This is a genomic window from Bacillus sp. (in: firmicutes) (genome assembly GCF_031983925.1).
Classification (GTDB): domain Bacteria; phylum Bacillota; class Bacilli; order Bacillales; family Bacillaceae_G; genus Bacillus_A; species Bacillus_A pacificus.
On the sequence record NZ_DALYZR010000001.1, the window covers coordinates 765,567 to 786,501 of the forward strand.

General features: G+C 34.6%; 13 protein-coding genes and 4 other annotated features. Of the genes, 12 read left to right on the top strand and 1 reads right to left on the bottom strand.

The window, feature by feature from the left end:
• The first annotated feature begins 34 nt into the window (after positions 1–34).
• From RTP99_RS04090 to RTP99_RS04125, 8 genes are all read left to right on the top strand, one after another.
• Entirely contained in the window at positions 35–811 is a 777-nt protein-coding gene (locus RTP99_RS04090) for a class I SAM-dependent methyltransferase (RefSeq protein ID WP_000637425.1), read from the top strand.
• A gap of 40 nt (positions 812–851) precedes the next feature.
• Positions 852–1,066, top strand: a binding site (T-box leader).
• Between the two features lie 45 nt (positions 1,067–1,111).
• Positions 1,112–2,800, top strand: coding sequence for an arginine--tRNA ligase (argS, locus tag RTP99_RS04095; protein ID WP_046646906.1), 1,689 nt, complete (start codon positions 1,112–1,114; stop codon positions 2,798–2,800).
• 112 nt (positions 2,801–2,912) lie between these two features.
• Positions 2,913–3,242, top strand: a complete 330-nt coding sequence (locus tag RTP99_RS04100) for a DUF2085 domain-containing protein (protein ID WP_000621473.1) — start codon at positions 2,913–2,915, stop codon at positions 3,240–3,242.
• Positions 3,243–3,271: 29 nt separating this feature from the next.
• Positions 3,272–3,490, top strand: coding sequence for a hypothetical protein (locus RTP99_RS04105; protein ID WP_000498604.1), 219 nt, complete (start codon positions 3,272–3,274; stop codon positions 3,488–3,490).
• Between the two features lie 136 nt (positions 3,491–3,626).
• Entirely contained in the window at positions 3,627–4,505 is an 879-nt protein-coding gene (locus RTP99_RS04110) for a class I SAM-dependent methyltransferase (protein WP_312364697.1), read from the top strand.
• A 356-nt stretch (positions 4,506–4,861) separates the two neighbouring features.
• The gene (locus RTP99_RS04115; RefSeq protein WP_000883656.1) at positions 4,862–9,064 is read left to right on the top strand and encodes a bacteriocin-processing peptidase family protein; all 4,203 of its coding nucleotides are present in this window, start codon (positions 4,862–4,864) and stop codon (positions 9,062–9,064) included.
• A 98-nt stretch (positions 9,065–9,162) separates the two neighbouring features.
• Positions 9,163–9,402, top strand: a binding site (T-box leader).
• Positions 9,403–9,455: 53 nt separating this feature from the next.
• Entirely contained in the window at positions 9,456–12,557 is a 3,102-nt protein-coding gene (gene ileS / locus RTP99_RS04120) for an isoleucine--tRNA ligase (RefSeq protein WP_000754918.1), read from the top strand.
• A 292-nt stretch (positions 12,558–12,849) separates the two neighbouring features.
• On the top strand, positions 12,850–14,361 hold the full coding sequence (locus RTP99_RS04125) for a M36 family metallopeptidase (RefSeq protein ID WP_000482290.1): 1,512 nt from the start codon (positions 12,850–12,852) through the stop codon (positions 14,359–14,361).
• A gap of 103 nt (positions 14,362–14,464) precedes the next feature.
• On the opposite strand, the gene RTP99_RS04130 is transcribed toward RTP99_RS04125, so the two are convergent.
• Positions 14,465–14,947 carry a cupin domain-containing protein gene (locus RTP99_RS04130; protein ID WP_000709326.1) on the bottom strand — a complete coding sequence of 161 codons (483 nt, stop codon included), beginning with the start codon at positions 14,945–14,947 and terminating at the stop codon, positions 14,465–14,467.
• A 63-nt stretch (positions 14,948–15,010) separates the two neighbouring features.
• Between RTP99_RS04130 and RTP99_RS04135 the strand changes: the two genes are divergently transcribed.
• The 4 genes from RTP99_RS04135 (at position 15,011) to RTP99_RS04150 (ending at position 20,928) form a co-directional block, all read left to right on the top strand.
• Entirely contained in the window at positions 15,011–16,393 is a 1,383-nt protein-coding gene (locus RTP99_RS04135) for a UDP-N-acetylmuramoyl-tripeptide--D-alanyl-D-alanine ligase (protein WP_116733351.1), read from the top strand.
• A 67-nt stretch (positions 16,394–16,460) separates the two neighbouring features.
• Positions 16,461–16,672, top strand: a binding site (T-box leader).
• Between the two features lie 105 nt (positions 16,673–16,777).
• The gene (gene aspS, locus RTP99_RS04140) at positions 16,778–18,064 is read left to right on the top strand and encodes an aspartate--tRNA(Asn) ligase (RefSeq protein WP_046646907.1); all 1,287 of its coding nucleotides are present in this window, start codon (positions 16,778–16,780) and stop codon (positions 18,062–18,064) included.
• 206 nt (positions 18,065–18,270) lie between these two features.
• Positions 18,271–18,519, top strand: a binding site (T-box leader).
• Positions 18,520–18,635: 116 nt separating this feature from the next.
• The gene (locus RTP99_RS04145; protein ID WP_000814526.1) at positions 18,636–19,976 is read left to right on the top strand and encodes a sodium-dependent transporter; all 1,341 of its coding nucleotides are present in this window, start codon (positions 18,636–18,638) and stop codon (positions 19,974–19,976) included.
• 37 nt (positions 19,977–20,013) lie between these two features.
• Positions 20,014–20,928, top strand: coding sequence for an alpha/beta fold hydrolase (locus tag RTP99_RS04150; RefSeq protein ID WP_073569319.1), 915 nt, complete (start codon positions 20,014–20,016; stop codon positions 20,926–20,928).
• Positions 20,929–20,935 lie beyond the last annotated feature (7 nt).

Genomic DNA, 20,935 nt, shown 5'->3' on the forward strand with positions numbered 1-20,935 from the left:
AATCTCCCTCTTTTCTTTATATAGAGGTGAAACAATGATAGTAACAACAGCAGGAAGAACGAATAAAGAAATGATAGATTATGCAAAGCGGGTAGCCGCAGAATTAAATCGTTCATTCGTTAAACGTAATGATATACCAGTACATAAACTGCATGAGCAGTATGAACAAGATGTACTTGTCGTAGGCAAAAATCGATTAGCCATTTATCCAAAAGGAACAGAGGAGTCGTTTTTCTTTCATCCAAACTCAGCGATGTTTCGTGTGAAGAGATTAATGCGCGGAGAACACGATCCGTTCGTACAAGCTGCTAAATTAGAAAGCGGAATGACAGTGTTAGATTGTACGCTCGGTATGGCATCAGATAGTATTGTGGCTAGCTATATTGTTGGTGAAAGCGGAAAAGTAACCGGACTTGAAGGCAATGAGTATATGGCTTATATTATGGAAAATGGTTTGAAAACATGGTCTTCATCCGTTTCTGAAATTGATAAAGCAATGCAACGAATTGATGTAAAGCAAACTGAGCATTACGCATTTTTAAAACAATGTGAAGATAATAGTTATGATGTCGTATATCTTGATCCGATGTTTGAAGAAACTGTTATAGAATCAGATGGAATAAAAGGATTAAAACACTTCGCTTTGTATCATGATATTACTGATGAAGCAATTGCGGAAGCGAAGCGTGTGGCTAGAAAGCGTGTCGTTCTGAAAGACCATTTCCGTAGTTCTAGATTTGAAAAACATAATTTTTACGTATACAAAAGAAAAAGTGCTAAGTTTCACTTTGGTGTAATTGACCCTTGCTAATTGTTTGAAAAGATGTATAATAAGCAATAATTAATTAAATATACTGTCTGTGATGAAGAGAGTAGTCTTTTTTAGAAGGAAAGCGAGCTAGGGATGGTGTGAGCCTAGTGCGGAAGAAAAAGATGAAGCGCACTTCGGAGATGCTTCTTGAACGAATAGTAGAGTAAGCCGAGGCCCCCTGTCCTCGTTATAAACGGGAAAGTGGTTCGTAATGAACAACAAGGGTGGTACCACGGGTTCAAACTCGTCTCTTTTTTAGAGACGAGTTTTTTGTATTTTAAAAATGAAGGAGGTTGTAGCATGGATTATAAAAAGCAGTTTGCAGAAAGTTTATCTAATATTTTTACGAATGAATTAACGCAAAAGCAAATTTTAGATTTAATTGAAACACCGAAACAAGATGAATTCGGAGATGTTGCATTTCCATGTTTTTCACTTGCGAAGCAATATAAAAAATCACCAGCTATTATCGCAAAGGAAGTTGCAGAGAAATTAAGTGATCCGTTTTTTGCGAAAGTAGAGGCTGTTGGTCCTTACGTAAATGTCTTTTTTAATCGTGAAACGGTAAGTGATGAAGTATTAAAAACGATTTTAGCGGAGAAAGAAGAGTACGGTCAAAATCATTTTGGATGTGAAAAGACTGTAGTTATCGATTATTCGTCTCCTAATATTGCGAAACCTTTTTCAATGGGGCATTTACGTTCTACAATGATTGGAAATTCACTGAAACATATCGCTGAAAAATGTGGCTATGAAGTTGTAGGGATTAATTATATTGGAGACTGGGGAACACAGTTTGGAAAGTTAATTACCGCTTATAAAAAATGGGGCAATGAAGCAGTAGTGAAAGAGGATCCAATCCGTGAACTATTTAAGTTATATGTTCAATTCCATGAAGAGGTAAAAGACAACGAAGAATTAGAAGAAGAAGGACGCGCTTGGTTTAAGAAATTAGAAGAAGGTGATGAAGAAGCTGTTGAGCTTTGGAATTGGTTCCGCCACGAATCTTTAAAAGAATTTTCTCGTATTTATGAACTTCTCGGTGTTGAATTTACTAATTTTCAAGGAGAAGCTTTTTATAATAATTTGATGGAAGATTTTATTGAGATTTTAGAAGAACATGATTTGCTTGAAGAGTCAGAAGGCGCGTTAGTCGTTAATTTAGAAGAAGAGGGAATGCCGCCTTGCTTAATTAGAAAATCCGACGGTGCAACGATTTACGCAACACGTGACTTAACGGCAGCGTTATACCGTCAAAACACATATGCATTTGATAAAGCGCTATATGTAGTTGGCCCAGAACAAAGTTTACACTTCAATCAATTTTTCACTGTATTAAAAAAGCTGGGTTACACTTGGGTTGACGGCATGGAACATGTACCGTTTGGGTTCATTTTAAAAGATGGTAAGAAAATGTCGACACGTAAAGGAAGAATTATTTTACTCGAAGAAGTACTTGAGGAAGCAATAGACCTTGCAAAACAAAATATTGAAGAGAAAAATCCAAATTTAAAACAGAAAGAAGAAGTAGCAAAGCAAGTCGGTGTTGGCGCAGTTATCTTCCACGATTTAAAAAATGAGCGTATGCACAATATCGAATTTTCATTAGAAAATATGCTAAAATTTGAAGGAGAAACAGGACCGTATGTACAGTACACACATGCACGTGCTTGCTCTATTTTAAGAAAAGAAAGTGTAGAATTTGAAACGTGTACGTTTGCATTAAAAGATGATTATAGCTGGAGCGTCGTAAAATTCCTAAATAAATTCCCGCAAATAATTGAAGCAGCTTTCAATAAAAATGAGCCATCGATTATTTCGAAATATATATTAGATGTAGCACAATCATTCAATAAATATTATGGTAATGTTCGTATATTAGAAGAGAGCAAAGAAAAAGACAGCAGACTCGCATTGGTTTATGCTGTGACGGTTGTATTAAAAGAAGGATTACGTTTACTTGGGGTGGAGGCACCTGAGGAGATGTAACATAGTAGTAAACTGACAAACTGGGTCTAGTATAAACCTGGTTTGTTTTTTTATTGGATATATATTTTTTTTGCAAAATCAATTAAAATCTTTTTAGAGAGGGTGATTCATATTGATTCGAACTTTTATTTTACAAATTCCTTGTCATAGAAGATTAGATAGGAGTTTTTTTAAACTACAAAAGTACATACCTTTATGTGCGCGTTGTACAGGCATGCTTATTGGTATTTTAATGTTTCCAATTTATTTTTATATGACACCTTCATTTCTTTTCGCAATCATACTATCATTTTTCGCTCAAATTCCGTTACTTATCGATGGGTTCACCCAAAAGTGGAAATGGAGAAGTAGCTCAAATTTGCTAAGAATAACTACTGGTGTATTAAGCGGTAATGGTATGGGATTATTCATTTCCTCTGGTGTTATATGGATATTATCTTAAGATATATAGTAATGGAGGTATTTACATAGATGTTCTGGATTTATTTAATTCTAATTTTTATTTCAGGCGGAAGTGGAATTGGTTTTATGACTCAAAATAAGTATACAGAAGCAATAATAGCTTTTGTTATTTGTATACTATTGTTTGGGCTACTGTATTATTATCTTAAAAGAAACAAAAGAAAGAGGAAAGCAGATTGTGACGATTTAGACTGTACGGATTGTTTTGATTGTGATTGTACTTGTTAAATTTTTCTTCCAAATAAAAAGCTAGTGTATTTTTAATAATACACTAGCTTTTTGCTTTGAAATTTTAAGAAAAGTGTAGGAATACGACTATTCTATAGAGAACTTTAGTTTTGTATATAAAAGGAGGCGTTAGATGTTGGAAACGTATGATTGGAACAATAAACTAACATATTTAAAAAACACGAGAGATTTATATTACAACGACGATTATGTAAGCTTTTTAGTAAATACAGTTTGGAAGATTACTAAGCCTGTACATATCGTTGAATACGGTTGTGGATATGGTTATTTAGGCTTAGTATTAATGCCATTACTTCCAAAAGGATCAAAGTATACCGGCATTGATAGTGGAGAAACTTTATTAGCTGAAGCGAGAGCGTTATTTCGTTTACTTCCATATGAGTCAGAATTTATGGAGGGGGATGCTACAGAAATAGAATTAAACGATAAATACGATATAGCAATCTGTCATGCTTTTTTGTTACATATGAGTTCACCAAAAACGATGCTAGAAAAAATGATACATTCAATTAAAAAGGGCGGAAAAATAATCTGTTTTGAACCACATTGGATATCAAATATGTCTTCATACTTTTTAAATGGAGAGAATCAATCGGAAATTATTAGGCTAGGAGCTTTGCAGAATTTATTTGAAAGTGACATGCAGAGAAGCGGAAAAGATGGAAATATTGGTATGAAAATACCGATGTTTTTAAGTGAACTAGGCGTAAAAAATATTCAATGTAGAGTAAGTGATAAAGTGAACTTTTTAGATTCTAATATGCATCATAATGATAAAAACGATTTGTATCAATCATTAAAAGAAGAAGGGATTGCTGGTAATCCCGGTGATAAGCAACAATTTGTAGAACGTTTAATAGACAGAGGATTAACATATGATGATGCGTTAGATCAATATGAAGCTGAACTCAAATTTTTTAGAGCGTTTCATCTACATTCCTCTTTAGTATATGCTCCGAATATGAAAATTACATTTGGTGAAATAGAATGTTAAAGGAGCAATACGATGAAAAATGTCGCTTAATGTCGGTAAGTCGATATTCGACATATAATCGCTGATATAATTTGAAAATCGCCGATAAAACGAAAGAATCGCTGATATATTTAAATTATCGCCGATATAATTTCATGTACTGATTTCAACTATATAAAAATAAGATCCATATGTTACGTTATTCCAGTTAATCAAACAAAATACAGAGAAAAACAATCAATTTTACTATATTTTGTTATAAATTCGAATAATATTAAATAATACTATCCATTATAGGAGATTTTAGTTGAATACCTACAATATGATGTGTAAAATCTAAGCAAGTAGCAGTTTAAATATAAATTTGAGGTGAATACATGCTAGATTTTGAGCAGTTAGATGCTTGTTTGAAAGACAAGAGATTTATAGATGGATTACAGGGAATAAATAATGAAATTTCATATATAAAAGAAACGAATACTTTATCTTATGTGAAAAAGTGGCTTGCTAATATTCCTTCACATAAGGAGTTTGATATATTAATACGTCTTACTGATGAAGGGCTTATGCACCAATACAGTTCATTCCTCATTCGCTATGCCTATAAAAAATTCCCAAATATGAGAACGCTCTCTTTATATTGTGATGAGTTAATTGATGAGCGGAAAATACTTGAAGTAGAACAGTTGTTAAAAGACTCATTAGAAGAGGTAAATAAAGAAGAGATAGACGTTGATCTTTTAGCGAAAACATATTTTACATTAGTACGATGTTTGTTGGAAATGAAACGAAATGAAGAAGCTCTTTTTTATATGCAAAAGGCAGAGGAGTACAGTGCACGTGCAGTATTTGATAAATGGGGCTACGTGTATATGCATACAGGTGAATGGGAGAAAGCAGAAGAACAATTTATAGCTGGTATGCAGCATAAAGATTGTGAAGAGTTATCTACCTATTTATTATCACAGTTATATGCGAATAAGGGAGAACAAAAACGTGCATTACAGCTAATTGATGATGCGATTGTAAAGTTCCCGCAAGTACCATATTTTCATTTTGAAAAGGTGAAATATTTATTAGATTTAGGGAAGTATGAAGAAATGTTAGTGGTAATTGATAACATAAATAAGCAGCTTCCTTATCATGCGTATAAAACTTACTTTGTACATTTACGTGCAGAAGCGCTTTACAAAATGAATAAAATTGTAGATTTACAACAGTTATTAAAAGAAGAAAAAAGTTTAAAAGAGTCTTTATATCATAATTTAGAAAAAAATCCAGATGGCAAAAAGGTTCACTTACCAATCGTTCCAATTGTACAAAAGGATAATTATTGTGTACCGACAAGTTTAGAAATGATGTTGCAGTTATGGGGAGACAAACGTACACAAGATGAGATAGCAGAGTTTATTTTTGATATGACGGGATCGAAGTTTTCAGATACTGTTTCTTATTTAGAAGAATTAGGTTATGAATATCGTTATTTTAAAGGGAATGTAGAAAATTATAAGAGACTGTTAGATCAGGGGATTCCCGTTTTATTAAGTATAGATATTGAGCATGCGTCACATGTGCAAGTGCTAGCTGGATACGATGATATGTTACAAGCTTTTTATGTTCAAGATCCGAATTTTATCGAACCAGTTATTGTGGAATATAGTAAGTTGCAAGAAAAATATCGTTATACAGGCTGCTTAGCGATTACGTTTGTTCCGAAAGAAAAAAAGGAACTACTATCATTTTTAAATGAAGAAGAACATCATTATTTTAAATCTATTTTTTCTTTAACAGATCATTTGGATGAACAAGATAAAGAGGGGATTCATGACTTAGTACAGTTTTTAAAAGGGACGAGTGATAATCCGAATACGTGGTTATATACGGTTAAGCATTTAGATGTTGAAGTAGATAAAGAATTTATTTTATATTGTATAGAAAAGTTAATGGAGAAATTTCCTAACTCAGATTTTGTTAAATTACATGGTGCACAGTGCTTTATTCGCCTTGAAGAGTTAGAAAAAGCTGGACACATGCTTGCGAGTGTTGAGAAGAAAAATAATCGTGCCTTATATCATTTCATAAACGGAAGGTATGCTTTTGAGCAGGAAAGTTATTTAGAAGCGATTTCAAGTTTTCGTTCCTCGTTACAATTAGACGCGGATCAGCCGATTGCTTGGAGTTTTCTCGCTTTATCATATATGTATATCGATCAATCTGAAAAGGCGTTGCAGTTTTCTCAAGTCGCCTTGGAACGTAGCCCTGAACGATTTACTTTAACGAATCACGGGTTAATATTAATAGATTTAGAAAGATATGAAGAAGCGTATGAAATCTTTAATGATTTGTTAAAAGAATATAAAAATGAAGCACATGTATGGTATGAGCGAGCGAGATGTGCGCATCATTTAGGGAAATTATATTTAGCGATAAAAGGGCTTAAAATAGCAATTCATTTGGATAGTAATGCACCATACATTTATACGAAACTTGCAGAAATATACGAATCTGATTTGAAGGATGAAGAAAGTACGAAAGAAGTTTTATTAAAAGGTATTGAGAATTGTGATGATAAGGCATCTCTATACGTAAAACTCGGTGACTACCATTTTCAAAAGGATAGTCTGGAAGAAGCGGAAACATCGTATACTCGTGCTTTAGAAGAAAATCATGATGATGTATATTCTCACTTCGGACTTACGCAAGTTTATATGGCAAGAGAACAATATAAGGAAGCAAAAGAATATATTCTCAGTATCGAAAAACAAATTGAAAAGAGCCAAGATTTCCTTATGAACGCTGGAATGGTTTTATGGGATGCTGAGGTTGAACTTGGTGGAAGTGAAGAAGGATTTAAAGTAGCATTGTCTAAGTTAGAGAGTGGTATAAAGCAGAGCGAATATAATGTAGCAAGTGCGTTAGATGAATATGTGAATCGAATGAAAGGAACGGTATTTGTACAACGAGGAATAGCATTCTTAAGAACGTTACAAAAAGAAAGAAATGACGTAAGTGAATATGGCTGTTATACAGGTATTTTATATGAGTCGATTGGACAGTACGGTCAGGCGATGAAAAGATATAATAAGGCGATAGAACAAAAAGAAACGGCATTACCGTATTACCGAATTGGTGAAACACTTATGGCATTAGGACAATTAACGGAAGCAAAACAAGCGTATGAAAGATGTTTAGAGCTTGATGGGAATTTCATTGGTGTACATTTACAGCTTGCGGAAATATATGAAAAAGAAGAAAATCGTTCTAAAGAACAAAGTCATATGGTTCAGGCGATGAAAGAAGAGCCGTTGCATATTAATATGGAATATTTGGCACAGCTTTCAGTAGAAATGAATCTTCAGGAAGAATTGCTGGCTGAACTAGAACAATTAGCGGACGAAGTACCTGAAATATGGCGATTAGATGCGATTGCATATGTGTATGGAGCAATGAATGAAATAGATAAAGAACAAGTACAGATTGAAGAGGCACTACGATTAGATGGCGAGCATACAGAAGTTTTATATCATTATGCAAAAGTATTAGTGAAAAATAGAAATGCAAAGGCAATTGAAATTGCGATGAAAGTGATACAAAAAGATGTAAATAATGAACGTATATTTGATGTATATGTAAAAGCGATAGAACAACATAAGAAATGGTCTAACATACGAGATTTTCTTCATATATTAAAAGTGAAAAAGGCAGACAGAAGTATGGCGTTTATGTATGCAGCATCTGCGGTTACAGAAAGGTGGATTGAACGTCAACAAAATGAACAGCCGAAGAAATCCATAATTACAAGAGCTTTTTATCGCATGAAAAACCGTGCGAAAGAAATTTCGATTATTACTACAATCATTGATTTATATGAAATCTCATTAAAGTTAAATCAAAAAAATAGTATGGCAGCGCAGCGATTTGCACTATTTTATGAGAATGTGGCGATGTATAAAGAGGCGATAGATGTATTGCAAACATCATTAGAAAGTAAATGGGATTACGATGTAGCCAAGCAACTTGTAAATCTTTTCATAGAGTGTGAGGAAGAAGATAGGTTACGGGATGCTGCAGAATTAACGAAGCAAATGGTTCGAGAGTTACCAGATGATTATGATACGCTTCTTTTACAAGCACAAGTATTCTTTAAAATGGGAGAAGAAAGAAAAGCAGAAAAGATTACTTTACAATTAACGGAGCAAACACCGTTTGTAAGTAGAGCGTTTCTTGCTTTAGGAGAAATATATCAAAGTCAAGAACGGTTTGAAGAGGCAATTCACGTATTAGAAAATGCTTCTATACATCATCCGAATGAAACAGCAATTCTTCTTTCTTTAGCATCTTCTTATCATGGTGCCGGCCAAACACGAAAGGCAGAAGAAATAGCAAATGAAGCATTAAAAATTGATGCGAGTGATTTGTTAGCAAGATATGATCGTGCTTGTTATTTAGCGCAGTTAAACAGAAATGAAGAGGCGAAGGAAGAGCTTGAAATTGTACTTCGTGAGGATGAGTCGGGATTTTTCGCTGAGCTTATAGAGGATGATGAAAATTTAGCAGCATTGCGAGAATTTGAAAAGTAATTGTATAACAATCACGAAAAAGGGTATAAATGAAAATATATTTTGAATTAGTTGACAATTTATTATCCAATGGCATAAAATAGCTTTTAACAAAGTATACAAATCTGAAGACGAGAAAGAGTAAAATAGTGTACTGTTCCACAGAGAGCCGGTATGTTGCTGAAAGCCGGTGTGCAGACGTTATTTGAAAATCATCTCCGAGGAGCCGAGGCTGAAAGTAAGTAAGCCCGGACGGATGTCTACCGTTACAAAGAACACGTATGATAGTACGTTGCTAAGTGCTATTAGCGAAGAGCTAATAGAATTAGGGTGGTAACGCGGTTAAACCCGTCCCTACTTCATAGGGACGGGTTTTTTGTGTGCTTTAAAACATAAAAAGGAGTGATTGTAGATGAAGAAAGTAGATGTAAAAGAGTCAGCTGTAGGGAGAGAAACACGTATTCGTAAGCAGTGGAACGAGCAAAGTATTTTCGAGCAATCAATTCAGAATCGAGAAGGCGCACAATCGTTTGTTTTTTATGAAGGACCACCAACGGCGAATGGATTACCGCATGTAGGTCATGCGCTTGGACGAACAATAAAAGATGTAGTAGCAAGATATAAAACGATGGCTGGTTATAAAGTGTTAAGAAAAGCGGGATGGGATACACACGGCTTACCTGTAGAATTAGGTGTTGAGAAACAACTTGGTATTTCTGGTAAACATGAAATCGAAGAGTATGGAATTGAACCATTTATTAAAAAGTGTAAAGAGAGTGTATTCACATATGAGAAGCAGTGGCGTGAATTCACTGAAAGCATCGGTTACTGGGTAGATATGGATGATCCATACGTTACGTTAGAGAATCCATATATCGAAAGTGTATGGCATATTTTAGGGACGATTCATGAAAAAGGATTATTGTATAAAGGGCATAGAGTTTCACCATATTGCCCAAGCTGTCAAACTTCACTAAGTTCACATGAGGTTGCCCAAGGGTATAAAACAGTAAAAGATTTAAGTGCAACAGTTAAATTTAAAGTGAAAGATAGTGAAAATGAATATTTCCTAGGTTGGACGACAACACCTTGGACACTTCCAGCCAATGTTGCACTCGCTGTACATCCAAATATGGAATACGTGAAAGCGAAACAAGAAGGGTATGTATACATTGTTGCGAAAGAACGTGTACAAGATGTATTAAAAGAAGACTATGAAGTATTATCTGTTCATAAAGGAGAAGAATTAGTAAATACTTCTTACACAGCACCGTTTCCAATGAAGGAAGTTACAAATGGTTACCACGTTATCGCAGCCGATTTTGTCACGGCAGATAGTGGTACAGGACTCGTTCATATCGCACCGGCATACGGGGAAGACGATTATAGAGTCGTTCAAAGTGAAGGATTGTCATTCTTGCATGTTGTAGATGAGAAAGGTGAGTATACAGAGGCAGTACCATTTTTGAAAGGTAAATTTGTTAAAGATAGTGACGTAGATATCGTTCGTTATTTAGCGAAGGAAGGCTTACTATACCATAAAGAAAAGTATGAACATAGCTACCCGCATTGCTGGCGCTGTGATTCACCACTTCTTTATTATGCAGGAGAGAGTTGGTTAATCCGAACAACTGCAATTAAGGATACATTTTTACAAAATAACGATACTGTTACTTGGTATCCAGACCATATGAAACATGGACGCTTTGGTAAGTTTTTAGAAAATATGGTGGACTGGAATATTAGCCGAAATAGATATTGGGGAACACCATTAAACGTATGGGAATGTGAAAGTTGCGATCATCAATTCGCACCGAAAAGCATTGCTGATTTAAGAAAGCATAGTACGAAAGAAACACCTGAAGATTTAGAATTGCATAAGCCGTATGTAGATGAAGTACAAGTTAGCTGCGAAAAATGCGGAGGTGCGATGAATCGTACACCAGAAGTAATTGATGTTTGGTTTGATAGTGGTTCGATGCCATTTGCGCAATATCATTATCCGTTTGAAAATAAAGAGTTATTTGAAGATCAGTTTCCAGCAGATGTAATTGCAGAAGGCATTGATCAAACACGCGGCTGGTTTTATAGTTTATTAGCAGTATCGGCACTATATACAGGAAAAGTGCCTTATAAACGAGTGTTATCACTAGGGCATGTATTAGATGAAGAAGGACAGAAAATGTCTAAAAGTAAAGGGAATGCACTAGATCCAGTTGATTTAGTAAATCAGTTTGGTGCAGATGCTTTAAGATGGGCACTTCTCGTTGACAGTGCTCCGTGGAATGCGAAGCGTTTTTCTGAAAGAACAGTATTGGAAGCGAAATCTAAGTTTGTAGATACATTAGTCAATGTGTATAGCTTCTACGTTTTATATGCAAATTTAGATGAGTATAATCCAGATGAAACATATGACGTAAAGCGAACGAAATTGGATGAATGGGTATTATCAAGATTGCATAGTACAACGAAAAAAGTGAGAACTGCACTTGATGATTATCAATTTACGAATGCAGCTCGTGAAATCGCGACGCTTGTAGATGAAGTAAGTAATTGGTACGTAAGGCGATCGCGTAATCGTTTCTGGGAGTCTGGTATGAATGCTGAAAAAGCAGCTGCGTATGAGACACTTCATGAAGTACTTGTGACAATTAGTAAATTAATTGCACCATTTACACCGTTTGTCGCTGAAGATATTCATTTGAATTTAACTGGAAGTAGCGTTCATTTAGAGGATTATCCAGTTGTAAATGAATCACTACTTCAGCCGAAATTAGAAGCGGAAATGGATGCAGTTTTACAAGTTGTTGAACTTGGAAGAAGTAATCGTAATCAGCATTCTTTAAAAGTAAAACAGCCGTTAGCGGAACTTGTATTACTTGAGCATAATGAAAATGATATGGATTGGGAATCTTATCGTGATATCGTCATGGATGAGTTAAATGTGAAGGCGTTCCATGTTGAACTTGATGAAACGAAATACACGTCCTATCAATTAAAGCTGAATTTTAAAACGGCTGGGCCGAAGTTCGGTAAAAATGTGAATGCAGTAAATGACTGGCTAAAACAATTATCACAAGACGAGGTACAAAACTTTGTCACTACAGAAAGAGCAGTTTACGAAGCAGCATCAGGAGAAGAAGTAGTTGTAACGACTGAAGATGTATTAGTAGAGAAAGTTGCAAAATCTGGATTCTCTAATACAACTAACGGACAATATACAGTAATGTTAGATACGAATGTGACGGAAGAATTGCTACAAGAAGGGGTAGCACGTGAATTCATTCGCGCCGTTCAAGAATATCGTAAACAGTTGAATTTACCTGTTAATTTACGAGTAGATGTAATTCTTGATACAGAGGAAGAACTGCAGCAAACATTAACGAATCATAAACAGTTGTTGGAAGAAAACTTACTCGTTAAACAATTTACATTTGGTCACTTAACGAATGAAGATGATGAACTATCTTTAGGTGAGACGAAAGTTCGTATTAAATTAAGCGCGACTAAGTAAAGAAAAGGAAGTTGGAATCATTCCAACTTCCTTTTTTGTATGATAGATATTTATCCGGCTAATTTTTTCATAATCGATTCGATAGGACCTCAAGAAAATTTCTTTCTAAAGTATTGTTTTCGCTTTACACATAAATATTGAGAAAATTTCACGCCCCCTGAATGGAAAGGTAATAGAATTGTTCATAGAGAATTACTCGTAGATTCAATTTTTATTCCCCCCATTTTATGGGGAATGATTGCCTAGTGGTAATGGGATAAGGTTGAGCTACTTTATTAGGGGGAGTGGTTCTATGTTTAATAAAAAAATGGTGGCAATGGCAATGACTGTGCCGTTAGTAATGGGGACGATTACTACAGTTTCCGCATTGGAAAAACAACAGCAAGTAAAGCTAGAAGCTTATTCGCCGCAGAAAAAAGCAACTGAATATTTAAAAGAAAATGCTGCGCAGTATGGATTAAAAGCAGACCTTTCAGACTTACAATATATTTCTACAACAGAAACGTCAGTAGCTTCATATGTTAGGTTCCAACAAGTTGTGAATGGTGCGCCTGTATTTTCAAAACAAATTACAGTTACTCTTAACGGTGAGGGAAAAGGAGTACTTGCTGTTTCTGATTATCAATCTGTTAAAGGTGTGAAGGAAGCTACGACAAAAATTAGTGAAAAAGATGCAATACAAAAATCAATGGCGTATGTTGGAGAAGTAAGTGAACAAAACTTATGGGCTCCTACAGAGAAGGAATTTGGATATATTGTTGAAGAGGGAATTGCTCGTCCAGTATATAAAGTTGTAGTCCATTCTAATAACCCGTTTGGTGCATGGGAAACATTTATTGATGCTGAAAACGGAAAGTTAATTAAAAAGGTTGATATAAACCGAAAAGCAGAAGGGTCAGGAAAAGTATTTTTACCTAATCCTGTCGTATCAAGCGGGAGTTTAGCAGGATTAAAGGATAACAATGATGCGGATTCTCCAGCGTTAACGAATCAATTAAAAACGGTCACTTTAAAAGGCTTAGATGGGACAGGATTTTTAATTGGAGAGTATGTAACCATTTCTTCAAAAGCAAAAACGAAATCTACAAACTTACAATTTAACTATACACGCGCAAATGATAGCTTTGAAGATGTCATGTCGTATTATCATATCGATACTTTGCAACGTTACATTCAAAGTTTAGGTTTTAAAAATATTAATAATCGCTCTATTAAAGTGAATGTAAATGGAACGACGGCGGACAACTCATTTTATTCTCCGACAACGAAAGCTTTAACATTTGGTACTGGCGGAGTAGATGATGCAGAAGATGCGGGTATTATCGCACATGAATATGGACATTCGATTCAAGATAATCAAGTTCCTGGTTTTGGTAGTTCGGCAGAAGGCGGAGCGATGGGAGAAGGATTTGGAGACTTCTTAGGTGCTACGTATGAAGATGCAGTATCAACTACAGGGTACGGAAAAGCATGTGTTGGAGAATGGGATGCGACTGCTTATTCTAGTTCAGATCCAACGTGCTTACGCCGATTAGATAATAATAAAGTGTATCCGAAAGATATTACGAATGAAGTACATGATGATGGAGAAATTTGGGCACAAGGCCAATATGAAATGGCGCAAGCATTTGGTCGTGATGTAGCAACGAAAATTATTTTACAATCGCACTGGTCGTTAACACCAAACTCTAAATTCAGTGATGGAGCAAAAGCGATTAAGCAAGCGGATGCTCTTTTATATGGCGGACAACATGCTGCGGATATCGATCGTATTTGGGCAGCGAGAGGAATTAGTACGAATTAATATAAAAAGTCGTGGCATGTATAAGCCACGACTTTTTAATTTGCTTAAGAACTGGTACTAGTAAAGTAAGCTATATGAATGATAATGTGAATTTATTCGCATTTCATTTGTTTTTTTCGTCTTTAAAAACAAAATGCTCTTTAAATTTTCTAGACTCTACTTTTTGACCATTTCTCATGGAGCGGAAAGGGTGTTCTTGCCAAGTAATAATTACATCAACTTCATCCGCTTTTGTAGAAAGTGGAAAATTAGCATGTTCAAATCCAGTTTTTCCACTTGCTAAACGACTTTCCTTTAGAGAAAAGAGTTCATATTTCGTTTTTGTTTTTGGTTCGTTGCGGAATACTTCGACTTGTACGTTATATACTTCACTGTTTCCAACATTTTTTACTGAAAATTGATAAGTTTGGAATTCATCTTTTTTAGCTTGAAGCTTTTTTTTGTTTACTTTTTTCGGTTCAGCAATATTCACTTGCCATTGATCAGAGTTTTGAGAGATAGGTAAAGATTTTGGTGAATAGGCGTACGTTTCATTCACTACGATTAGGCATAACAAAAGAAGAAAGAAACTAATCGCTTTTTTCATATAAACACCTCGCTATAAAATTTTTATTAATATGCGTAAATAAAACGGTAAATATGTAATTAAATGGAAAAAGGTGATACTTTGATTCAAATGAATTTGAAAAAACTTGAAAAAGTAGTAAATGGTGAAGGATTACAAGAATCGTTTCATCTTATCGAGATGCATGGTGTCTGCATAGATTCCAAAAACATGAAAGAAGGAAATTTATTTGTTCCAATCATTAGGGTGAAAGATGGGCATGAGTATGTGAAAGAAGCAATGGATAATGGAGCTGTCGCTTCCTTATGGAAAAAGTCTTACGGTACTCCGCCAAAAGGGATTCCAATTATATTTGTAGATGACACTTTGTTTGCTTTGCAACAATTGGCACAATTTTATCGAAGAGAGCTAAATGTAAAAGTAATAGGAATTACAGGTAGTAATGGCAAGACTACGGTAAAAGATATAATAGGAGGTATTTTAAGTTCAACTTATCGAGTGCATAAAACAAAAGGTAATTTTAATAGTCAAATCGGTTTGCCGTTAACAATTTTAGAGATGAAACGAGATACAGAGTTTTTAATACTTGAAATGGGAATGAGTGAAAAAGGACAAATTCGAAATTTATCACGAATAGCACAGCCAGATGTAGCGATTATTACAATGATTGGACAGTCACATCTAGAGACGCTTGGATCAAGAGAAGAGATTGCAAAGGCTAAATTTGAAATTATAGACGGATTAAATGACGATGGACTGTTCCTATATAATGGCGATGAGCCATTACTTTCTCAAAATATTAATATGCTAGGTATAGAAAGTAAGTCATTTGGTGGAAAGTATACAAATGATTTGTTTCCAACGAACGTACAATTAGATGAATATGGTGTTCATTTTAAATTAAATAATACAAAAATACAGTACGATGTTCCCTTACATGGAAAACATAATATTTTAAATGCGATTGTCGGAATTGCTGTAGGGCAATTTTACAAAGTCCCTATAGAAAAAATACAAGAAGCATTGCAGCAAATAAATATTACACAAATGCGCTTTCAGTTTTTAACCGCTAAAACAGGTTTTACAATTATTAACGATGCATGGAATGCAAGTCCCTCCTCAATGAAGGCTGCAATTGAAACGTTACAGAAATTAAATGCCTATGAGAAAAAAATAATCGTAATTGGGGATATGTTGGAGTTAGGGAAGGAAGCTAAAACATATCATAGAGAAATTGGTAAAATGTTAAATGAAGAGAGCATCCAATATGTATTTACGTATGGAGCGTTATCTGAAATCGTAGCGGAAGAAGCAAGAAAGAACTATCATACAGAAAAAGTACAGTCATTTGATAATAAAGACGAGATAGCAGAGGAAATATTGAAAGTTATAACGAAAAAGGATGTTGTTTTATTGAAAGGTTCACGTGGAATGGCTTTAGAGGAGATTGTACAAAACTGGATGTGAAAAATTTAAATATATTTAAAAATTACTTGCAATTTATAAACCGAAGAGATAGAATACTCTGTAAATATAAAAAGTGATGATCAGGAAAAGTACATGATGCAAAGGTCTACAGAGAGCAATCGGTTGCTGAGAAGATTGTGATACCGCATGATGGAAAGACACCTGTGAGTGTTGCTTTGAACGTGATAATTAGTAAAAGCAAACGGTACCTACCGTTATCAGGACTAAGATGGTCATTATGACAATTTGGGTGGTACCGCGGAAAAATCCGTCCCTATTTATAGGGGCGGATTTTTGTATTCTTTGAAAGGAGGTGAGTGACCGTGGATGATGACGATGATAACAATAACGTAAATAAATATAAATTTACTGGAGGGAAATGTAATGAAGCGTTCACTCACAAAAGAATGTACAAAGCAAAGGGGAAAAGTTGTATTACTTCAAGGATGGGTAAAAAAGATTCGTCATCTAGGTAATGTTAGTTTTTTATTAATAAGGGATCGATCAGGGGTTATGCAATGCGTATTAGAAAACAAGCTAGCTGGATTTAAAGTAGATGTGGAAAGTGTTGTTCAAGTCGTAGGCCAAATAGTAGAGACTTCGAAAACAGAATTAGGGATTGAAGTGCTTGCTCACGAAGTGAAAATATTAAATGGCGCAGAACCACTTCCATTTGAAATAAATAAAAAGAAGTTACAAGTCGGCTTAGATCAACTACTGAATGAACGGGTATTATCATTAAGACATGAGCGAACCGCGGCTATATTTAAAGTGAAATCTACGCTCGTCCAGAGCTTTAGTGAATTCCTTATAGAGAACGATTTCACACGTATATTTACTCCAAAAATTGTTTCGCAGGGGGCAGAAGGAGGAGCAAATGTTTTTAAGCTGCCATACTTCCAAAAAGAAGCGTATTTAGCTCAATCACCACAGTTTTATAAGCAAATGATGGTAGCGGGAGGATTAGAACGTGTTTTTGAAATTGCACCTGTATATAGAGCGGAACATCACAATTCTTCCCGTCATTTAAATGAATATATATCGTTAGACGTAGAGATTGGCTTTATAAATGATTTTCATGAAGTGATGCAATTAGAAACGGATGTTTTAAGATATATGTTTCAACAAGTAGCAAAAAACTGTGAAAAAGAGCTACAACTATTACAAATAGGAATACCTGTTATTACTGAAATACCGAAAATTACATTGTTACAAGCACAAGAAATCTTGAAAAGTAAGTATCGTAAAGAATCTCCTGTAGGGGATTTAGATACAGAAGGTGAAAAGCTACTAGGGAAATATGTGAAGGAAACATATAAGAGTGAATTTGTTTTCATTACACATTATCCGAAAGAAGCGAGACCGATGTATACGATGCCGAATAACGAGAATCCAACTATTACTGATTCGTTTGACTTACTATATAAAGGATTAGAAATAACTTCAGGGGCACAGAGAATTCATAATTATGAAATGTTACTAGCTTCTTTTAAAGAAAAAGGATTACATCCAGATACATTTCAATCTTATTTAAATACATTCCGATACGGTTGTCCCCCGCACGGTGGTTTTGGAATTGGATTAGAGAGAATTGTATACAAACTGTTAGAATTAACAAATGTACGAGAGGCGAGTGCTTTTCCAAGGGACTGTACGCGTCTTATACCGTAAAAAGAATCTTCGCGATTATCGCGAAGATTCTTTTTTATAGTTTGCCTGAAAAGGTGAAAATCTAGACTCTTTCTTTTGCTAATAAGCTTAGTAAAAGTCAGTTGAAATATGAATCATTTCGACAAAAAATCAATATCCCCCTTGACAGTTACAAATATAATCGATATACTTCATATTAATTTCAAAAGAAAATATATTCTAAATATTAAAATGTGTTGAATAGGAGTAGTAAGGTCGTATATTTGTACAGAGAGCTATGGGTTGGTGTGACATAGTCAAATGACATCCTGAACTCGCCTAGGAGCAGTAAGGTGGAACGGAATCACATTCTTAGTAAATCTTAACGGTTAACCTTCGATATTAGGTTTGTAATCAAACGATTACTACTAAGGTGGATTCATAATAGAATCAATAAGAGTGGTACCGCGTTAAGCAAATGGCTTAGCGTCTCTTTATATAGAGACGCTAAGCCATTTTTTTATTTTATAGAAATAGAAATGGAGGGTTTATTTGAATTGGTCTATATAATTTGATTATTTATATAAATAAATTTAAATAGGAGGAAAATAAGATGAAACAGACAGAGCAATGGACTTCGAAATTAGGTTTTATAATGGCTGCAGCAGGATCGGCAATTGGACTTGGCGCAATATGGAAGTTTCCTTATATCGCTGGGAAGAGCGGGGGAGGAGCATTCTTTTTAATCTTTATATTATTTACTGTATTAATTGGATTACCACTACTTATAGCTGAATTTATGATTGGACGCAGTACGCAGAAACAAGCAGTTGGCGCATTTAAAAGTATTGCACCAAATACAGGATGGCACTGGATTGGACGCCTTGGTGTTGGAACGTGTTTTATATTACTTTCGTTTTATAGTGTTGTAGGTGGATGGGTATTCATTTATTTATTCAGAGGAGTAACGGGACAACTTATTACTCCAGGACAAAATTACGGTGCATTATTTACTGAAACAATTGGAAATCCGGCTTGGGCAATTATGGGACATTTCGCTTTTATGTTCATTACGATTTGGGTCGTATCAAAAGGTGTACAAAACGGAATTGAAAAGGCAAGTAAATATATGTTGCCAGCGTTGTTCGTTTTATTTGTCGCTCTTATTATTCGTTCATTAACACTTGATAATGCAATGAAAGGTGTGAAGTTTTTCTTACAACCAGATTTTTCAAAGATTACTTCAGAAAGTATTTTGTTCGCAATGGGTCAATCATTCTTTGCGATTAGTATCGGGATTTCGATAATGGTCACATATAGTTCCTATTTAAATAAAAAAGAAAGTTTACCAAAATCAGCAATAACAATCGTTGGGTTGAATTTATTTGTTTCATTATTTGCGGGTCTTGCTATTTTTCCAGCTGTATTTTCATTAGGAATGGAACCAACAGAAGGGCCTGGATTACTATTTATCGTATTACCATCTGTATTTAGTCAAATTCCATTTGGTGGGTTTTTCTTAACAGTATTCCTTGCACTATTTACATTTGCGACATTAACATCGGCATTTTCTTTACTAGAGACAGTTGTTTCAGCATTAGCAAATGGGGAACAAGAAAAGAGAACGAAATTATCATGGATGATCGGTTTCGGCATTTTCTTAGTAGGTATACCATCAGCGTTATCATTTGGAATATGGAGTGATATTACGATTTTCGGAAAGAATATTTTTGATGCAGTAGACTTCTTATCTAGTAATATATTAATGCCACTTGGTGCACTATTTATTAGTATTTTCGTTTCATTTAAAATGGAAAACAAGGTATTAGAAGCAGAGTTTTTTGTAGGTGGTAATTATGGAAAGAAAGTATTTACTTGTTGGGCGTTTTTACTTCGATTTGTAGCACCACTCGCAATCATTATCGTCTTTTTAAATGTAATAGGGATTATTTAACAGCAGATGTTATAATATTCAGTAAAAAAAGAAGGTGATGATCATAAAGGCGAATTTGATAGAAACAGGGGAATACATGCATATTAGAGGGAAAAAGCTATACGTTGAAACACATGGAAATCCTAAAAATAAGCCAGTTCTATACTTGCATGGTGGACCAGGGGAAAGTTGCTCGGATTTTTCATTTCATCAAGCGGAACGTTTAAAAGATTCTTTATATGTAATTATGATAGATCAAAGAGGTGTTTGTCGCTCAGAAAAAATTACTGAAGACGAAGCTTTTGGATTAAATGATTTGATTGAAGACTGTGAGGAATTAAAAAAAGTATTACAAATTGAGAAGTGGTCTGTAATTGGACATTCTTTCGGTGGATATTTAGCATTGTTATATGCATCGATATATCCAAGTTCAATAGAGAAAATAATATTTGAAGGACCAACTTTCGATTTCGCATTAACAAGTAGGGCTTTGTTACAAAAGGCAGGGCATTTATTAAAAAAGTATGGAAAAGAAGAAGTAGCAAAAGAGTGCTTTGCTTATTCATCTAGCGATGCTTGTTCAAAAGAGTTGTTAGAAGCTTATATAAGAATAAGTGATGAATTAGAAGAAAAAAGAATGGAACTTTACAATTATAAGGAAGATGTGACAGACGAGAGTTTATATAGTGATGAAGAGTGGGAAGAATTTTCAAATCGCTCCAAGATTCATTTTGATAGATTAAAATTAGAAGGAGCATTTCATACTTCATTATTACGAAAAATAAAAGATGTACAAAATCCAATGCTATTAATTGTAGGAAAACATGATGTAGTAACGTGTGAAAAACAAATTGAAATATTTAATAAAGATGCCCGAAACGGCAAGTATATCGTATTTGAAGAGAGCGGTCATTCACCTCATTATGAGGAAGCAGATAGATTTGCAGAAACAGTCATACATTTTTTGAAATGAAGAAAAG